The organism is Nocardia sichangensis (genome assembly GCF_047200615.1).
GTDB classification, from domain to species: Bacteria; Actinomycetota; Actinomycetes; order Mycobacteriales; family Mycobacteriaceae; genus Nocardia; species Nocardia sichangensis.
Genome location: NZ_JBJZOK010000004.1, coordinates 269,396 through 284,895 on the forward strand (window position 1 = coordinate 269,396; position 15,500 = coordinate 284,895).

Here is a 15,500-nt window from a genome sequence, read left to right on the forward strand (position 1 = left end):
GAGCCGTGAGACGACGATGCCGCCGCGGTCGTGCGGCGGCATCGGGGCGAGCGGGCCCGGTCAGCGAACGAACGTCGCCGCCTGATCGGCGAGGTCGAGCAACGGCTGCGGAAAGACACCGAGCGCGAACGTGATCGCCGCGGTGACCGCCACGATCGTCGTCGTCAGCGGCGGGCTGACCAGCACCGGCGCGTCGGCGGGCGGGTCGGTGAAGAACATGAGCACGATGACCCGCAGGTAGAAGAACGCCGCGACGGCGCTGCAGATCACGCCGATGACGACCAGTGGCGCCGCGCCGCCCGAAGCGGCGGCTTCGAAGACGGTGAACTTGCTGACGAAGCCGCTGGTGAGCGGCAACCCCGCGAAGGAAAGCAGGAACAGCGCGAATACCGTTGCCAGCCAGGGGGATCTGCGGCCCAGCCCCGCCCACCGTGGCAGGCCGGTGGCCTCGTCACCGTCCGGCTCACGGACCGAGCTGACCACCGCGAACGCGCCGAGTGTGCCGATTCCGTAGGCCAGCAGATAGAACAGCACGGCCGCGACACCGCGGTCGTTGGCCGCCACCGGGCCGGTGAGCAGGAACCCGGCATGCGCCACCGAGGAATACGCGAGCATTCGTTTGACGTCGGTCTGCGTGATCGCCATGACCGCGCCGACGGCCATGGTGGCGATCGCGACGGCCGCGAGGATGGGCCGCCAGTCGTCGCGCAGACCGGGCACCGCGACCTGCAGCACACGCACCAACGCGCCGACCGCCGCGATTTTGGTAGCGGCGGCCATGAACCCGGTGATCGCGGTGGGAGCGCCCTGGTAGACGTCGGGCACCCAGGACTGGAACGGCACCGCGCCGATCTTGAACAGCAGGCCGACCGCGAGCATCGCGATCCCGAGGACCGCCAGCGTCGCGTTGTCCGGATGCTGGGCGATCGCGTCGGCGATGCCGCCGAGTCGCACCGTAGCCGCCTGGCCGTACAGCAGCGCGACGCCGTAGAGGAAGAACGCCGAGGAGAACGCGCCGAGCAGGAAGTACTTCAGCGCCGCCTCTTGGGAGAGCAACCGCTTGCGCCGGGCCAGACCGCACAGCAGATACAGCGGCAGCGACAGCACTTCGAGGGCGACGAACATGGTCAGCAGGTCATTGGACGCCGGGAACAGCAGCAATCCGCCGACGGCCAACAGCGTCAGGGGGAAGACCTCGGTGGTCGCGACACCCGCGCGCAGCGCCGCGGCTTCGGTCGCGCTGCCGGGCACCGCCGAGGCCTGGGGCGTGAACGCGTCCACGCCGCGTTCGAGGGTGGCGGCGGCTCGGCTCCAGGTTCCGGGGCCCGACCGCGCCCGCAGACGCGGCTCGGCTCCGCGCTCGGCGATGAACAGGATCCCGAGCAGCGACACCACCAGGATCGTGCCCTGCAGGAACAGCGTCACGCCGTCGATCGCGACCGCACCGGCGACAGCGGTGGATTCGGTGCCCGCCAGCAGCACCACCGCGATCAGCGCGGCGACCAAGCCGCCCACGCTCAGTACCAGATGGGTGGCATAGCGGTAGTGCCGGGCGACGAACGCTTCGGCCAGTACACCGAGGACGGCGGCGCCGAACACGATGAGCATGGGGGACAGGGCGCCGTATTCGATGCTCGGCGCGGGAACGCTCGCGGCGAGCGTCGCGGTGGAGGCGAGGTCGGTCATTTGTGGACACCTCCGGGATGGTGGGTCGATCCCGCTTCCGCCGGTGGTGTCGACGGTGCGGGGTCGGTCCGGCCGATGGTGGTGAGGGTCTGGCTCACCGCGGGATTGATGAAGTCGGTCAAGACTTTCGGGTAGATGCCGAGGAACAGTAGCGCGGCGATCAGCGGTATCACGACGGCGAGTTCGCGCGGGGCGAGATCCCAGATCCGCTCGTTGCCTTTCTTCACCGGTCCGGTCATCATCCGCTGGTAGAGCCACAGGACGTAGAGGGCAGCGAGCACCAGCGCGCTCGCGGCGATCACGGCGGCGAACTGGTAGCGGGTGAAGGTACCGATCAGCACGAGGAATTCGCTGACGAAGGGTGCGAGCCCGGGTAGCGAGAGCGTCGCGAGACCGGCGATGAAGAACGTGCCCGCCAGCACCGGGGCCACCTTCTGCACGCCGCCGTACTCGGCGATGAGCCGGGTTCCGCGCCGGGACACCAGGAACCCGGCCACCAGGAACAGTGCGGCGGTGGAGATGCCGTGATTGACCATGTACAGCGTCGCGCCGGTCTGCCCCTGGCTGGTCATGGCGAAGACGCCGAGGATGATGAAACCGAAGTGGGAGATCGAGGTGTAGGCGATCAGGCGCATCACGTCGGTCTGCCCGATGGCCAGCAGCGCGCCGTAGACGATGCCGATCACCGCGAGCGTGATCACCAGCGGCGCATAGGTGCTCGACGCGTCGGGGAACAGGGGCAGGCAGTAGCGCAGCATGCCGAAGGTGCCCACTTTGTCGACCACCGCCATCATCAGCACCGCGCTGGAAGGCGTGGCGGCGACGGCGGCGTCGGGCAGCCAGGTGTGCAGCGGCCACAAGGGCGCCTTCACCGCGAAAGCGAACATGAACCCGAGGAACAGGGCATTGAGCACCGCGGGACCCGCGCCGAGCTGCCCGGCGTTGGCGGCGGCGACGACGGTGCGGAAATCGAACGTGCCCGAGGACCCTTCGCCCAAACCTTCGCGGGCGGTGAGTACGTACAACCCGATGACCGCGGCCAGCATGATCAGCCCGCCGAACAGGTTGTACAGCAAGAACTTCACCGCCGCGCGCGAGCGCTGCCTGCGCACCAGCGCGTCGCCGGTGCGCGGCCCGAACCCGCCGATGAGGAAGTACATCGGGATGAGCATCGCCTCGAAGAAGACGTAGAACAGCAGGATGTCCAAGGCGACGAAGGAGACCAGCACCATCGCCTCGACGAGCATGATGAGCGCGACGTAGGTGTGGGCCACCCGCTTGCCGCTGCCGACTTCGCGTTCGTCGTGCCAGCCCGCCAGGATCAGCAGGGGCACCAGTGCCGCGGTCAGCAGCACCAGCACCAGTGCGATGCCGTCCAGTCCGAGGGTGTAGCCGGCGCCGAACGCCGGAATCCACTGATGGGATTCGACGAACTGGTATTGCGCGCCGCCGGGATCGAAGCGCACCGCCAGCGCGATGCCGATACCGAGCGTGAGCACCGAGAAGGCCAGTGCCACCGCGCGCGCGAGCGTGCGTCGCGCGGCGGGCAGCACGAGCACGATCGCCGCACCGACGACCGGCGCCAGCCACAGCGTCGTCAACCAGGGGAACTCGCTCACCACAACCTCACCGCCAGCAGGGCTGCGGCCACCAGGGCCGCGCCGGTGAACATGGACAGGGCATAGGAGCGCACGAAGCCGGACTGCACACGCCGGGCTCGTGCGGACAACCCGCCGATCAGCGCCGCGGTGCCGTTCACGACGCCGTCGATGCCGCGATTGTCTAGGAAGACCAGCGCCCGGGTGAGGTACTGTCCCGGCCGCATGAACGCCGTTTCGTTGACCGCGTCGCCGTAGAGGTCGCGGCGCGCCGCGACGGTGAGCGCGGAGACGGCTTCGGGTGCGGTCTCGGGGATGTCGCGCTGCGCGTATTGCGAGTAGGCCACCCAGACTCCGACGGCGACCACGCCCAGCGCCAGGATGGTGACCAGCGCCGCGGGAACGGTTTCGGTGCCGTGGTGGGCGCCCACGACCGGTTCGAGCCAGTTCTGCAGCGAGGAGCCGAAGACGAACACCGCGCCCGCCCCGATCGAGCCGAGGGCGAGCAGGATCATCGGCCCGGTCATCACCGCGGGGGCTTCGTGCGGGTGGGTGTCCGGTTTCCAGCGCCGTTCGCCGAAGAACGTCATCAGCATGACCCGCGTCATGTAGAACGCGGTCAGTCCCGCGCCCAGCAGCGTGACCAGTCCCAAGGCGACTCCACCGAGACCGCCTTGGTTGAACGCCGCCTCGATGATCCGGTCTTTGGAGAAGAATCCGGCGAACGGCGGAACACCGATGATGGCGAGGTAGCCGAGGCCGAAGGTGACGTAGGTGATCGGCAGCAGGGTGCGCAGTCCGCCGTAGCGGCGCATGTCGGTTTCGTCGTTCATCGCGTGCATCACCGAACCGGCGCCGAGGAACAGCCCGGCCTTGAAGAACCCGTGGGTGAGCAGATGCATGATGGCGAAGGCGTATCCGGCGGGGCCGAGTCCGGCGGCCAGCACCATGTAGCCGATCTGGCTCATGGTGGAGGCGGCGAGCGCCTTCTTGATGTCGTCCTTCGCGCAGCCGATGATCGCGCCGAACAGCAGGGTGACCGCGCCGACCAGCACCACGCCGAGGCGCGCGTTCGGTGCGAGGTCGAAGATCGCGTTGGAGCGCGCGATCAGGTACACGCCCGCGGTGACCATGGTTGCCGCGTGGATGAGCGCCGACACCGGGGTGGGCCCTTCCATCGCGTCACCGAGCCAGGATTGCAGCGGCACCTGCGCGGACTTGCCGCACGCGGCCAGCAGCAGCAACAGGCCGATCGCGGTGAGTGTGCCCTCGCCCGCGGCGGACGCGGCGCCGAACACGACGTCGAAGTCGATCGACCCGAACGTCGCGAACATGACCATCATCGCGATCGCCAAGCCCATGTCGCCGACCCGGTTGACGACGAAGGCCTTTTTGGCCGCCGTTGCCGCCGAGGGCTTTTCGTGCCAGAACCCGATCAGCAGGTAGGAGGCCAGGCCGACGCCCTCCCAGCCGAGGTAGAGCACGAGGTAGTTGTTCGCCAGGACCAGCAGCAGCATGGCCGCGAGGAAGAGGTTCAGGTAGGCGAAGAACCGCCGCCGAGCCGGATCGTGGCTCATGTAGCCGATCGAGTAGATGTGGATCAACGAGCCGACGCCGGTGATCAGCAGCGCGAAACAGATCGACAGCTGATCGAGTCGCAGCGAGAAGTCGACCTGCAGACCGGCTACCGGAACCCAGCTGAACAGGTCCTGGCGCACCGCGCGGTCGGCGGTGTCGCGCTCGAGCATGTCGGCGAACGCGAGCGCGGCGACCACGAACGAGGCCAGGGCCAGCGCGGTGCCGAGCAGATGGCCCCACTTGTCGGCGTAACGTCCGGTCAGCAGCAGGACGATCGCGCCCGCCAGGGGGAGGGCGGGCAGCAGCCACAGCGTTGCGGTGTCCACGTCAGAACTTCAGCAGGTTGGCGTCGTCGACCGAGGTCGAGCGGCGGGTGCGGAAGATGGTCATGATGATGGCCAGGCCGACCACCACCTCGGCCGCGGCGACCACCATCGTGAAGAACGCGAACACCTGTCCGTCGAGGTTGGCGTGCATCCGGGCGAAGGTGACGAACGCGAGGTTCACCGCGTTGAGCATCAACTCGATGCACATGAACACGACGATGGCGTTGCGCCGCAGCAGCACTCCGGCCGCGCCGATCGTGAACAACAGGGCGGACAGGAACAGGTAGTTCTCGGGATTCACCGGTTGCCTTCCTCGTCGCTGGGTGTGTCGGCCGCGTCCGCCGCGGGCGTGGTGCCGACCGAGATGACGGCCGCTTCGGTGAGCGCCCTGGTGCGGCGGTGCCGCAGGATGGTGCTGACCGACAGTTCCTCGAACGACCCGTCGGGCAGCCGCGCGGGAATGTCCACCGCGTTGTGCCTGGCGTAGACGCCGGGGGTGGGCAGTGGTGTGGCGCGGTGGCCCTTCTCGCGGAAGCGGCGGCGCGACAGTTCACGCTGATCGGTGCGGGGGCCGAAGTGCTCGCGATGCGCGAGCACCATGGCGCCGATGGTGGCGGTGATCAGCAGGGCGCCGGTGAGTTCGAATGCCCACACGTAGCGCAGGAAGATCAGTTCGGCCAATTCGGCGATCACGTTGCGGCCGGGGAAACCGTTGGCGGGGAAGGTGGTTCCGGATTCGCGTACGCCGTGGGCGATGCCGCCGCTGAGCAGCAGCCCGAAGCCGATGCCGACCGCGGCGGCGGCGAGTCGCTGGCCGCGGATGGTCTCCTTCAGCGATTCGGCGGAGTCGACGCCGACGAGCATCAGCACGAACAGGAAAAGCATCATGACCGCGCCGGTGTAGACCACGATCTGCACGATGCCGAGGAACAGTGCGTCCTGGGCGATGTAGAACGCGGCCAGCGCGATCATCGTCGCGGCCAGGCACAGTGCGGAGTGCACGGCCTTGGGGGCGAACACCATGCCGAGCGCGCCGAGCACGGCGATAGGGGCGAGGATCCAGAATTGGACGGTCTCGCCGGTGGATGCGCGGGTCAGTGGCTCCGCGGCCAGGATGAGTTCGGTCATCGTGTCACTCCTTCCGCGCCGGCGGCGGCGGGTTTGCGGAGTGCGTCGGTCGCCGTGGCACCGCTGGTGGCAGGCGCGCCGGGCACCCGGCCCAGGTAGTAGTCGGCCTCGTCGGCGCCGGGGTGCATGGCGTGCGGCGGTGGGGTCATTCCGGGCTGCAACGGGGCGAGCAATCGGTCCTTCTCGTAGATCAGGTCGGCCCGGTTGTCATCGGTCATCTCGTAGTCGTTGGTCATCGTCAGCGCCCGGGTGGGGCAGGCTTCGATGCACAGGCCGCAGCCGATGCAGCGCAGGTAGTTGATCTGATAGACCCGGCCGTATCGTTCACCGGGCGAGAACCGTTCGGTCTCGGTGTTGTCGGCGCCCTCGACGTAGATCGCGTCGGCGGGGCAGGCCCACGCGCACAGCTCACAGCCGATGCACTTCTCCAAGCCGTCGGGATGCCGGTTGAGCTGGTGTCTGCCGTGGTAACGCGGCGCGGTCGGCGTCTTCTGCTCGGGATAGAACTCGGTGTTCGGCTTCTTGAACATGGTGCCCGCGGTGACCGCGAACCCGCCCAGTGGATCGAACAGCCCGGCTTTGGTGCGGGTGGCGTCGCGTGTGTGCGCGTCGGCGGGCAGCGGCGGAACCGGGAAGCCGAGGAAGACCGTCGACTCGGGGGAATCCGCGGTCACGGGTTGCTCGACCGGTGGCGGCGCCGCCTGCGCCCGGCCCGCCCGCAGGAATTGCAGCACCAGCAGACCGGTGACCACCAAGCCGCCGATCACCAGGATGGGGGTTTGCACCCGATAGCCCTCGGCCTGCAGCACCCGTGCGGTGGCCACCACCATGACCCAAGCCAGCGAGGTCGGGATCAGCAGTTTCCAACCGAGGTTCATGAACTGGTCGTAGCGCAGCCGGGGCAGTGTGCCGCGCAGCCAGATGAACACGAACAGGAACGTCCAGACCTTCGCGGTGAACCACAGCACCGGCCACCAACCGGAATTGGCGCCGTCCCACATGTTCAGCGGCCACGGGGCGTGCCAGCCACCCAGGAACAAGGTGGTGGCCAGCGCGGACACCGTGCCCATGTTGACGTACTCGGCCAGCATGAACATGGCGAACTTGAGCGAGGAGTACTCGGTGTGGAAGCCGCCGACCAGCTCGCCCTCGGCCTCCGGCAGGTCGAACGGCGCCCGGTTGGTCTCGCCGACCATCGAGACGCAGTAGATCAGGAACGACGGCAGCAGCAGGAAGACATACCAGGTGCCTTCCTGCGCGGACACGATGCCGGAGGTGGCCATCGTGCCCGCGAGCAGGAACACCGTCGCGAAGCACAGCGCCATCGCGATCTCATAGGAGATGACCTGCGCGGTCGAGCGCAACCCGCCCAGCAGCGGATAGGTCGAGCCCGACGACCATCCGGCCAGCACGATGCCGTAGACGCCGATGGAGGTGATCGCGAGGATGTACAGCACCGCCACCGGCAGATCGGTGAGCTGCAGTGGCGTGATGACACCGAAGAACGACACCTCGGGCCCGAAGGGGATCACCGCGAACGCCATGAAGGCGGGCACCACCGAGATGACCGGCGCCAGGATGTAGATCGGCTTGTCCACGATCGCCGGGACGATGTCCTCCTTGAGGGCCATCTTCACGCCGTCGGCGATGCTCTGCAACGAGCCGAACGGCCCGGTCCGGTTGGGGCCGATCCGCATTTGCATGCGTGCCACGATCTTTCGTTCCGCGAGCACGGCGATCAGCGGAATCAGCATCAGGTAGACGAAGACGGCCAGCGCCTTGACGATCACCAGCCACAAAGGGTCGTGCCCGAAGCCGGCGGGCGCGTAGGGATCGGAGGCGGCGTGGGTAACCGTGGAGGTCAAGGCGAGCGCGGCGAGATCACTCATGACGGTGCTCCTTCATCCTCTCGTCGGCGTGCCGCAGATGCACGATCGCGCCGGGCTGCACGGCGAGTTGCTCGGCGATGGAGCAGCCGGGCGAGTGCTGCGGCAGCCAGACCACCCGGTCGGGCAGGTCGCTGATCATCAGGGGGAGCGTGACCGTGCCGCGGCTGGTGGCGACCGTGACCGGGTCGTCGGGTTGTACGCCGATCTCGGCGGCGGTGGCCGCCGACAGGCGCACCACCGGGGGCCGGGCGATGCCGGCCAGATTCGGTTCGCCGTCCTGCATCCGGCCTTCGTCCAGCAGCATGCGCCAACTGGCGAGCACCGCCGTTCCCGGCTCGAGCCGCGGCAACGGGTTCGGCCCGTGCGTGGGGGCGGTGACGGGTGCGCCGTCCCACGCGCCGAGTTCGGCGAGCTCGGCGCGGGCGGATTCGATGTCGGGCAGGCCGAGGCGCACCGACATCTCCTCGGCGATGGCGTGCAGCACGCGCTGATCCGACAGCGGCGCGGTCTGGCGGCGCACCATGTCGTCACCGAGCGCGGCGGCGAACGGGCGCGGCCTGCCCTCCCAGGTGCGGAAGGTGCCGGATTTCTCCATGGCCGCGGCTACCGGGAAGACCACGTCGGCGCGTTCGGTGACCGGGCTGCGGCGCAGTTCCAGACTCACCACGAACCTGGCCGCGTCGATCGCGGCCAGCGCTGCGGCCGGGTCGGGCAGGTCGGCGACATCGACTCCGCCGATGACCAGCGCGCCGAGGCCGGAGGCGGCCTCCAGGATCGCCGTGGTGTCCCGGCCCGCGCCGACGGGCAGCTCCGGCACGTTCCAGACAGCCCGGACCTGTTGGCGGGCACGGGGATCGGCGACGGGCCTGCCGCCGGGAAGCAGGCCGGGCATGGCGCCCGCTTCGACCGCGCCACGTTCGCCTGCCCGGCGCGGCACCCAGGCGAGGGCGGCCGCGGTTTCGTCGGCGAGGCGCACCGCGGCCGACAGCGCGCCCGCGACGCCCGCCATCCGCTCGCCGACCATGATCACCGCACCGGGTTCGCGCAGCAGCCGGGCCAGATCGGCCAGCTGGGCGGGATCCGCGCCGGGCGTGGTGATCTCGCCGGTGCGGATGGCGTCGAGCAGATGCGGTTCGGCGCCCGGCACGGCGCGCATCAGCCGTCCGGACATGCGCTCGAGCCCGCGCGAGGAGTACGGCGCGAGCGAGTAGATCGGCAGGCCGCGCTTGCGGGCCGCCTTGCGCAGCCGCAGGTAGACGATCGGCGACTCTTCCTCGGGTTCGAATCCGACGAGCAGGACGACCGGTGCGGCTTCCATGCTGTCGTAGGTGACCGCGCCGTCCTGGCCCGCGACGCGGGCGGCGAGGAAATCGGCCTCCTCGGCAGAATGCGCGCGGGAGCGGAAGTCGACATCGTTGGTGCCGAGGGCGACTCGCGCGAACTTCGCGTAGGCGTAGGCGTCCTCCTCGGTGACCCGGCCGCCGACCAGCACGCCGGCGTTGCCGAAGGACGCGGCCAGCCCCTCCGCGGCCGCGGCCAGCGCTTGCGACCACGAGGCGGGGGCGAGTTCGCCGTCCCAGCCGCGCACCAGGGGGGTGGTGAGCCGGTCGGGTCCGGTGGCGTAGGCGAAAGCCCACCGGCCCTTGTCGCAGTTCCACTCCTCGTTGACCTGCGGGTCGTCTCCGGCCAGCCTGCGCAACACCTTGCCGCGCCGGTGGTCGGTGCGCTGGGCGCAGCCGGAGGCACAGTGCTCGCAGACGTTCGGGCTGGACACCAGGTCGAACGGGCGCGCGCGGAATCGGTAGGCGGTGCCGGTGAGCGCGCCGACGGGGCAGATCTGCACGGTGTTGCCGGAGAAATAAGAGTCCAGCGGTTCGGCCTGCGCGGTGCCGACCTGTTGCAGCGCGCCGCGATCCATCAGTTCGATGAACGGGTCGCCCGCGATCTGCTGGGAGAAACGGGTGCAGCGGGCGCAGAGTACACAGCGTTCCCGGTCCAGCAGCACGGCCGTGGACAGCGGAATCGGTTTGGGATAGGTGCGTTTGCGGCCGTCGAACCGGCTTTCGGCGCGGCCGGTGGACATCGCCTGGTTCTGCAACGGGCACTCGCCGCCCTTGTCGCACACCGGACAGTCCAGCGGGTGGTTGATCAGCAGCAGCTCCATCACGCCCTCCTGCGCCTTGTCGGCGGCGGGGGAGGTGAGCTGGGTGCGCACCACCATGCCGTCGGCGACGGCCATGGTGCAGGAGGCGACCGGCTTGCGCTGCCCTTCGACTTCGACCAGGCATTGACGGCATGCGCCGACCGGGTCGAGCAGTGGATGGTCGCAGAAGCGGGGGATCTGGATGCCGATGAGCTCGGCGGCCCGGATCAGCAGTGTGCCGGGCGGCACGCTGACGGCGGTGTCGTCGATGGTCACGGTCACCAGGTCGGCGGGCGCGGGCCCGCCGTTGTTGTCACGCACGGCGGCAGGCCCGTTCGCCGCCCGGCCGCCACCCCTGATCGAATCGCTCCGCGATACCGGTTTCATCGGACCTCTTCTCCTGACTCGGCCCATGCCGTGCTGCGCGCCGGGTCGAACGGGCAGCGGCCCAGCCGCAGGTGTTCGACGTACTCCTCGCGGAAGTACTTCAGCGAGGAGATGATCGGGCTGGCCGCGCCGTCGCCGAGGGCGCAGAACGACTTGCCGTTGATGGTGTCGCTGATGTCGAGCAGCTTGTCCAGGTCGGATGCGACGCCGGTGCCCGCCTCGATACGGTGCAGCAGCTGCACCAGCCAGTAGGTGCCCTCCCGGCACGGGGTGCACTTGCCGCAGGACTCGTGGGCGTAGAACTCCGTCCAGCGCAGCACGGCGCGCACCACGCAGGTGGTGTCGTCGAAGATCTGCAAGGCTTTGGTGCCGAGCATGGATCCCGCACCCGCGACGCCTTCGTAGTCGAGCGGCACGTCGAGGTGTTCCTCGGTGAACAGCGGCGTGGACGAGCCGCCCGGAGTCCAGAACTTCACCCGATGCCCGGCGCGAACGCCACCGGCGTAGCCGAGTAGTTCGCGCAGCGTCACGCCCAGCGGGGCCTCGTACTGCCCGGGCCGGGTGACGTGACCCGACAGCGAATAGAGCGTGAAGCCGGGCGAGCGCTCGCTGCCCATGGAGCGGAACCACGCGATGCCGTTGCGGATGATGGGCGGCACGCTGGCGATGGACTCGACGTTGTTCACCACGGTCGGGCAGGCGTACAGACCCGCGACGGCGGGGAACGGCGGGCGCAGCCGAGGCTGGCCGCGGCGCCCTTCCAGCGAGTCCAGCAGTGCGGTCTCCTCACCGCAGATGTAGGCGCCCGCGCCCGCGTGCACGATCAGCTCGAGGTCGTAGCCGGAGCCGAGGATGTCATGACCGAGGAAGCCCGCCTCGTAGGCCTGGGCCACCGCGGCCTGTAGCCGCCGCAGCACTGGAACCACCTCGCCGCGCACGTAGATGAACGCGTGCGCCGCGCGGATGGCGTAGGCGGCGATGACGACGCCTTCGATCAGCGCGTGCGGGGCGGCCAGCATGAGCGGAATGTCTTTGCAGGTGCCTGGTTCCGATTCGTCGGCGTTCACCACCAAGTAGTGCGGTTTGGTGACGCCGTCGGGACCCGGCCCCTGCGGGATGAAACTCCATTTCATGCCGGTGGGGAAGCCCGCGCCGCCGCGCCCGCGCAGGCCCGCGTCCTTGACGGTCTGGATGATCTGATCCGGGTCCGTCCGCAGGGCGGTGCGCAGCGCCTGGTAGCCGTCGTGGCGCAGGTAGGTGTCCATCGTCCAGGACTGCGGATCGTCCCAGTAGGTGCTCAGCACCGGGGTGAGCGTCATCGCCTGCCCTCCGTGTCCTCTTCCGGCGCGGGGGCGCGCATGCCCTGTTCGCGGGCCACCCGCAGGCCGGCGAGTGTCGCGTCACCGGCCGCGCCGTCGAGCACACCGGGGCGCTCGTCGGGGAAACCGGCGAGGATGCGGGCGGTCTGCTTGAACGTGCACAGCGGCGCGCCCCTGGTCGGGGTGACCTGCTGTCCGGCTCGCAGCGCGTCCACCAGCGCCCGCGCGGACTCGGGGGTCTGGTTGTCGAAGAACTCCCAGTTGACCATGACGACCGGCGCGAAGTCGCAGGCCGCGTTGCACTCGACGTGCTCCAGCGTGATCGATCCGTCCGCGGTGGTCTCGCCGTGCCCGATGCCGAGGTGGCGCTCGAGTGCGGCGAGGATGGCGTCGCCGCCCATGACCGCGCAGAGCGTATTGGTGCAGACGCCGACGTGGTAGTCGCCGGTCGGTGTGCGCCGGAACATCGAGTAGAAGGTGGCGACCGCGGTGACTTCGGCGCCGGTCAAGCCCAATTGCTCGGCGCAGAACTCGATTCCGGTGCCGGTGACGCAACCCTCCTCGGACTGCACCAGGTGCAGCAGGGGCAGTAGCGCCGAGCGCGGATGCGGATAGCGCGCGATGATCTCCTTGGCGTCGGTTTCGAGCCGTTCGCGCACGAAGGGCTGGTACGGCTCGGGCCGGGCGCTGAGCTTCAGCAGGACCCGCGTGCCACCGGTCCCGTAGCCGCCGTTCGGGGTATCGCCGTCTGTTGCCGGGTTCATCGGTCCACTCCGCCCATGACGGGGTCGATGCTGGCGACCGAGGCGATGACGTCGGCGACCATGCCGCCCTCGCACATCGCCGCGACCGCTTGCAGATTGGTGAACGAGGGGTCGCGATAGTGCACGCGGTAGGGCCGGGTGCCGCCGTCGCTGACCATGTGCACGCCCAGCTCGCCGCGCGGTGACTCGACGGCCGCGTACACCTGGCCGGCCGGAACGCGGATGCCTTCGGTGACCAGCTTGAAATGGTGGATCAGGCCCTCCATGGACCTGCCCATGATCTTGCCGATGTGCTCGGGAGAGTTGCCGAGTCCGTCGGCGCCGAGTTGCAGGTCGGCGGGCCAGGCGATCTTCTTGTCGTCGATCATGACCGGGCCGGGCCGCAACCGGTCCAGGCACTGCTCGACGATCTTGAGCGATTCCTTCATCTCTTCCACCCGGATGACGTAGCGGCCGTAGCAGTCGCATCCGGTGGTGATGGGGACGTCGAATTCGTAATTCTCGTAGCCGCAGTAGGGCTGGGCTTTGCGCAGGTCGTGCGGCAGGCCGGTGGCGCGCAGCACCGGGCCGGTGATGCCGAGGGCCATGCAGCCCTGCAGGTCGAGATAGCCGATGTTCTGGGTGCGGGCCTTCCAGATCGGGTTGGCGGTGAGCAGGCGCTCCATATCGCGCAGCCGTTCGGGCAGCAGCGCGAGCAGTTCGCGCACCTTGGTGACGCCGTTGTCGGGGAGATCCTGAGCCAGGCCGCCGGGGCGGATGAACGCGTGATTCATCCGCAGGCCGGTGATCGTCTCGAACACGTCGAGGATCAGCTCGCGTTCGCGGAAGCCGAACAGCATCGGCGTCAACGCCCCGAGCTCCATGCCGCCGGTGGCCAGGGCGACCAGGTGCGAGGAGATGCGGTTGAGTTCCATCAGCAGCACGCGGACGATGGTGGCGCGCTCGGGGATCTGCTCGGTGATGTCGAGCAGTTTCTCCACGCCAAGGCAGTACGCCGTCTCGTTGAAGAACGGCGACAGGTAGTCCATCCGGGTGACGAACGTGACGCCCTGGGTCCAGTTGCGGAATTCGAGATTCTTCTCGATCCCGGTGTGCAGGTATCCGATTCCGCAGCGGGCCTCGGTGACCGTCTCGCCTTCGATCTCGAGGATCAGGCGCAGCACACCATGGGTGGACGGATGCTGCGGACCCATGTTGACGACGATGCGTTCTTCGCCCGCGCCGGACAACGTCTCGGCCACCTGGTCCCAGTCCTGGCCTCCGACGGTGACCGTGGCGGGCTCGGGCGCGGTGACCTCGGGTTCGGTGTCGGTGTCGCTCATCAGCTGTATGCCCTCCGCTCGTCGGGCGGCGGGATGCGCGCGCCCTTGTATTCGACCGGGATCCCGCCGAGCGGGTAGTCCTTGCGCTGGGGGTGACCGCGCCAGTCGTCCGGCATGGTGATCCGGGTCAGCGAGGGGTGCCCGTCGAACCGGATGCCGAAGAAGTCGTAGGTCTCGCGCTCATGCCAGTCGGTGGTCGGATACACCTCGTAGAGCGAGGGGATGTGCGGGTCCGCGTCCGGTGCGGAGACCTCCACCCGTAGACGGCGGTTGTGCGTGATCGACATGAGGTGGTAGACGGCGTGCAGTTCACGGCCGGAGTCCTCCGGGTAGTGCACGCCGTCGACGCCGAGGCAGAGCTCGAATCGCAGTGCGGGATCGTCGCGCAACGCGCGGGCCACCGTGGGCAGATGTTCCCGGCGCACGTGCAGCGTGAGTTCGCCACGGAAGACGATCACCTTCTCGAGCGCGGCGTCGGAGCGGGCGCCGGTGGCGGCGAGCGCGGCGTGGAGCGCGGCGACCAACTCGTCGAAGTACCCGCCGTAGGGGGCGGGTGTGCCGCCGGGCAGGGTGACGGGGCGGACCAGGCGGCCGTAGCCGGAAGTGTCGCCGGTGCCGGTGACGCCGAACATGCCGCGGCGCACGCCGATCACGTCGGCCTCCGCCGGCCTGGAATCCTCCTCGGGCAGTGTGCCTTCGGGGCCCGCGGTGGCGGCGGCATCGATCGCGTCGTGCGCGGGCGGTGTTTCGGTGTCGTCGGGGGTGTCGAAGGTCATCGCAGCAGACCCTCCATCCGGATTGTCGGCGTCGAGGCGAGCGCGGCCTGTTCGGCGGCGCGAATGGCTTCCTCGCGGTTGACGCCGAGCGGCATCTGTTGAATCTTGGCGTGCAATGCCAGGATCGCGTTCAGCAGCATCTCCGGCCGGGGCGGGCAGCCGGGCAGGTAGATGTCCACCGGCACCACGTGATCGACGCCCTGCACGATGGCGTAGTTGTTGAACATCCCGCCGGAGGAGGCGCAGACGCCCATCGCCAGCACCCATTTGGGTTCGGTCATCTGGTCGTAGACCTGGCGCAGCACCGGAGCCATCTTCTGACTCACCCGGCCCGCGACGATCATCAGATCGGCCTGCCGCGGCGAGGCGCGGAAGGCCTCCATGCCGAAGCGGGCGATGTCGAAACGGCCCCCGCCGGTGGCCATCATCTCGATGGCGCAGCAGGCGAGCCCGAAGGTGGCCGGCCACAGGGAGCCCTTGCGCAGGTATCCGGCGAAATCCTCGACGGTGCTCAGCAGGAAGCCGCTGGGCAGTTTTTCCTCGAGACCCATGTTCTACTGACTCGCTTCCACTCGTCGGCTACG

12 protein-coding genes are annotated in these 15,500 nt (G+C 69.0%); all 12 read right to left on the minus strand.

What is annotated here, in order from left to right; genetic code table 11:
- Positions 1–60: 60 nt before the first annotated feature.
- The 12 genes from nuoN to ACL03I_RS07810 are packed head-to-tail and all read right to left on the minus strand — an operon-like array spanning position 61 to position 15,467.
- Positions 61–1,686 carry an NADH-quinone oxidoreductase subunit NuoN gene (gene nuoN / locus ACL03I_RS07755; protein WP_355074008.1) on the minus strand — a complete coding sequence of 542 codons (1,626 nt, stop codon included), beginning with the start codon at positions 1,684–1,686 and terminating at the stop codon, positions 61–63.
- Complete coding sequence (locus ACL03I_RS07760) at positions 1,683–3,305, minus strand: NADH-quinone oxidoreductase subunit M (protein ID WP_397075817.1); 1,623 nt, start codon at positions 3,303–3,305, stop codon at positions 1,683–1,685. Before ACL03I_RS07760 ends, nuoN begins: the two co-directional genes overlap by 4 nt.
- A complete protein-coding gene (gene nuoL / locus ACL03I_RS07765) occupies positions 3,302–5,188 on the minus strand; it encodes an NADH-quinone oxidoreductase subunit L (protein ID WP_412805514.1) in 1,887 nt (628 codons plus the stop codon). The genes ACL03I_RS07760 and nuoL overlap by 4 nt, the downstream gene beginning before the upstream one ends.
- A 1-nt stretch (position 5,189) precedes the next feature.
- Positions 5,190–5,489: an NADH-quinone oxidoreductase subunit NuoK gene (gene nuoK / locus ACL03I_RS07770; RefSeq protein WP_355074002.1), complete on the minus strand. Its 300-nt coding sequence runs from the start codon at positions 5,487–5,489 to the stop codon at positions 5,190–5,192.
- A complete protein-coding gene (locus tag ACL03I_RS07775; protein WP_355074000.1) occupies positions 5,486–6,316 on the minus strand; it encodes an NADH-quinone oxidoreductase subunit J in 831 nt (276 codons plus the stop codon). The genes nuoK and ACL03I_RS07775 overlap by 4 nt, the downstream gene beginning before the upstream one ends.
- Positions 6,313–8,205 (minus strand): NADH-quinone oxidoreductase subunit NuoH, encoded by a 1,893-nt coding sequence (gene nuoH / locus ACL03I_RS07780; RefSeq protein ID WP_412805515.1) that lies wholly within the window; start codon positions 8,203–8,205, stop codon positions 6,313–6,315. Before nuoH ends, ACL03I_RS07775 begins: the two co-directional genes overlap by 4 nt.
- Positions 8,198–10,735 (minus strand): NADH-quinone oxidoreductase subunit G, encoded by a 2,538-nt coding sequence (locus ACL03I_RS07785; RefSeq protein WP_412805516.1) that lies wholly within the window; start codon positions 10,733–10,735, stop codon positions 8,198–8,200. The genes nuoH and ACL03I_RS07785 overlap by 8 nt, the downstream gene beginning before the upstream one ends.
- A complete protein-coding gene (gene nuoF / locus ACL03I_RS07790) occupies positions 10,732–12,054 on the minus strand; it encodes an NADH-quinone oxidoreductase subunit NuoF (RefSeq protein WP_412805517.1) in 1,323 nt (440 codons plus the stop codon). The genes ACL03I_RS07785 and nuoF overlap by 4 nt, the downstream gene beginning before the upstream one ends.
- A complete protein-coding gene (nuoE, locus tag ACL03I_RS07795) occupies positions 12,051–12,818 on the minus strand; it encodes an NADH-quinone oxidoreductase subunit NuoE (RefSeq protein WP_355073996.1) in 768 nt (255 codons plus the stop codon). Before nuoE ends, nuoF begins: the two co-directional genes overlap by 4 nt.
- Entirely contained in the window at positions 12,815–14,140 is a 1,326-nt protein-coding gene (gene nuoD, locus ACL03I_RS07800; protein WP_355073995.1) for an NADH dehydrogenase (quinone) subunit D, read from the minus strand. Before nuoD ends, nuoE begins: the two co-directional genes overlap by 4 nt.
- A complete protein-coding gene (locus ACL03I_RS07805) occupies positions 14,140–14,916 on the minus strand; it encodes an NADH-quinone oxidoreductase subunit C (protein ID WP_355073993.1) in 777 nt (258 codons plus the stop codon). Before ACL03I_RS07805 ends, nuoD begins: the two co-directional genes overlap by 1 nt.
- A complete protein-coding gene (locus ACL03I_RS07810; protein WP_040866749.1) occupies positions 14,913–15,467 on the minus strand; it encodes a NuoB/complex I 20 kDa subunit family protein in 555 nt (184 codons plus the stop codon). Before ACL03I_RS07810 ends, ACL03I_RS07805 begins: the two co-directional genes overlap by 4 nt.
- Positions 15,468–15,500 lie beyond the last annotated feature (33 nt).

Coding starts and splice junctions, on each gene's coding strand:
- nuoN (WP_355074008.1), bottom strand. CDS start 1,686: ATGACCGACCTCGCCTCCACCGCGACGCTCGCCGCGAGCGTTCCCGCG.
- ACL03I_RS07775 (WP_355074000.1), bottom strand. CDS start 6,316: ATGACCGAACTCATCCTGGCCGCGGAGCCACTGACCCGCGCATCCACC.
- nuoH (WP_412805515.1), bottom strand. CDS start 8,205: ATGAGTGATCTCGCCGCGCTCGCCTTGACCTCCACGGTTACCCACGCC.
- ACL03I_RS07785 (WP_412805516.1), bottom strand. CDS start 10,735: ATGAAACCGGTATCGCGGAGCGATTCGATCAGGGGTGGCGGCCGGGCG.
- nuoF (WP_412805517.1), bottom strand. CDS start 12,054: ATGACGCTCACCCCGGTGCTGAGCACCTACTGGGACGATCCGCAGTCC.
- nuoE (WP_355073996.1), bottom strand. CDS start 12,818: ATGAACCCGGCAACAGACGGCGATACCCCGAACGGCGGCTACGGGACC.
- nuoD (WP_355073995.1), bottom strand. CDS start 14,140: ATGAGCGACACCGACACCGAACCCGAGGTCACCGCGCCCGAGCCCGCC.
- ACL03I_RS07805 (WP_355073993.1), bottom strand. CDS start 14,916: ATGACCTTCGACACCCCCGACGACACCGAAACACCGCCCGCGCACGAC.
- ACL03I_RS07810 (WP_040866749.1), bottom strand. CDS start 15,467: ATGGGTCTCGAGGAAAAACTGCCCAGCGGCTTCCTGCTGAGCACCGTC.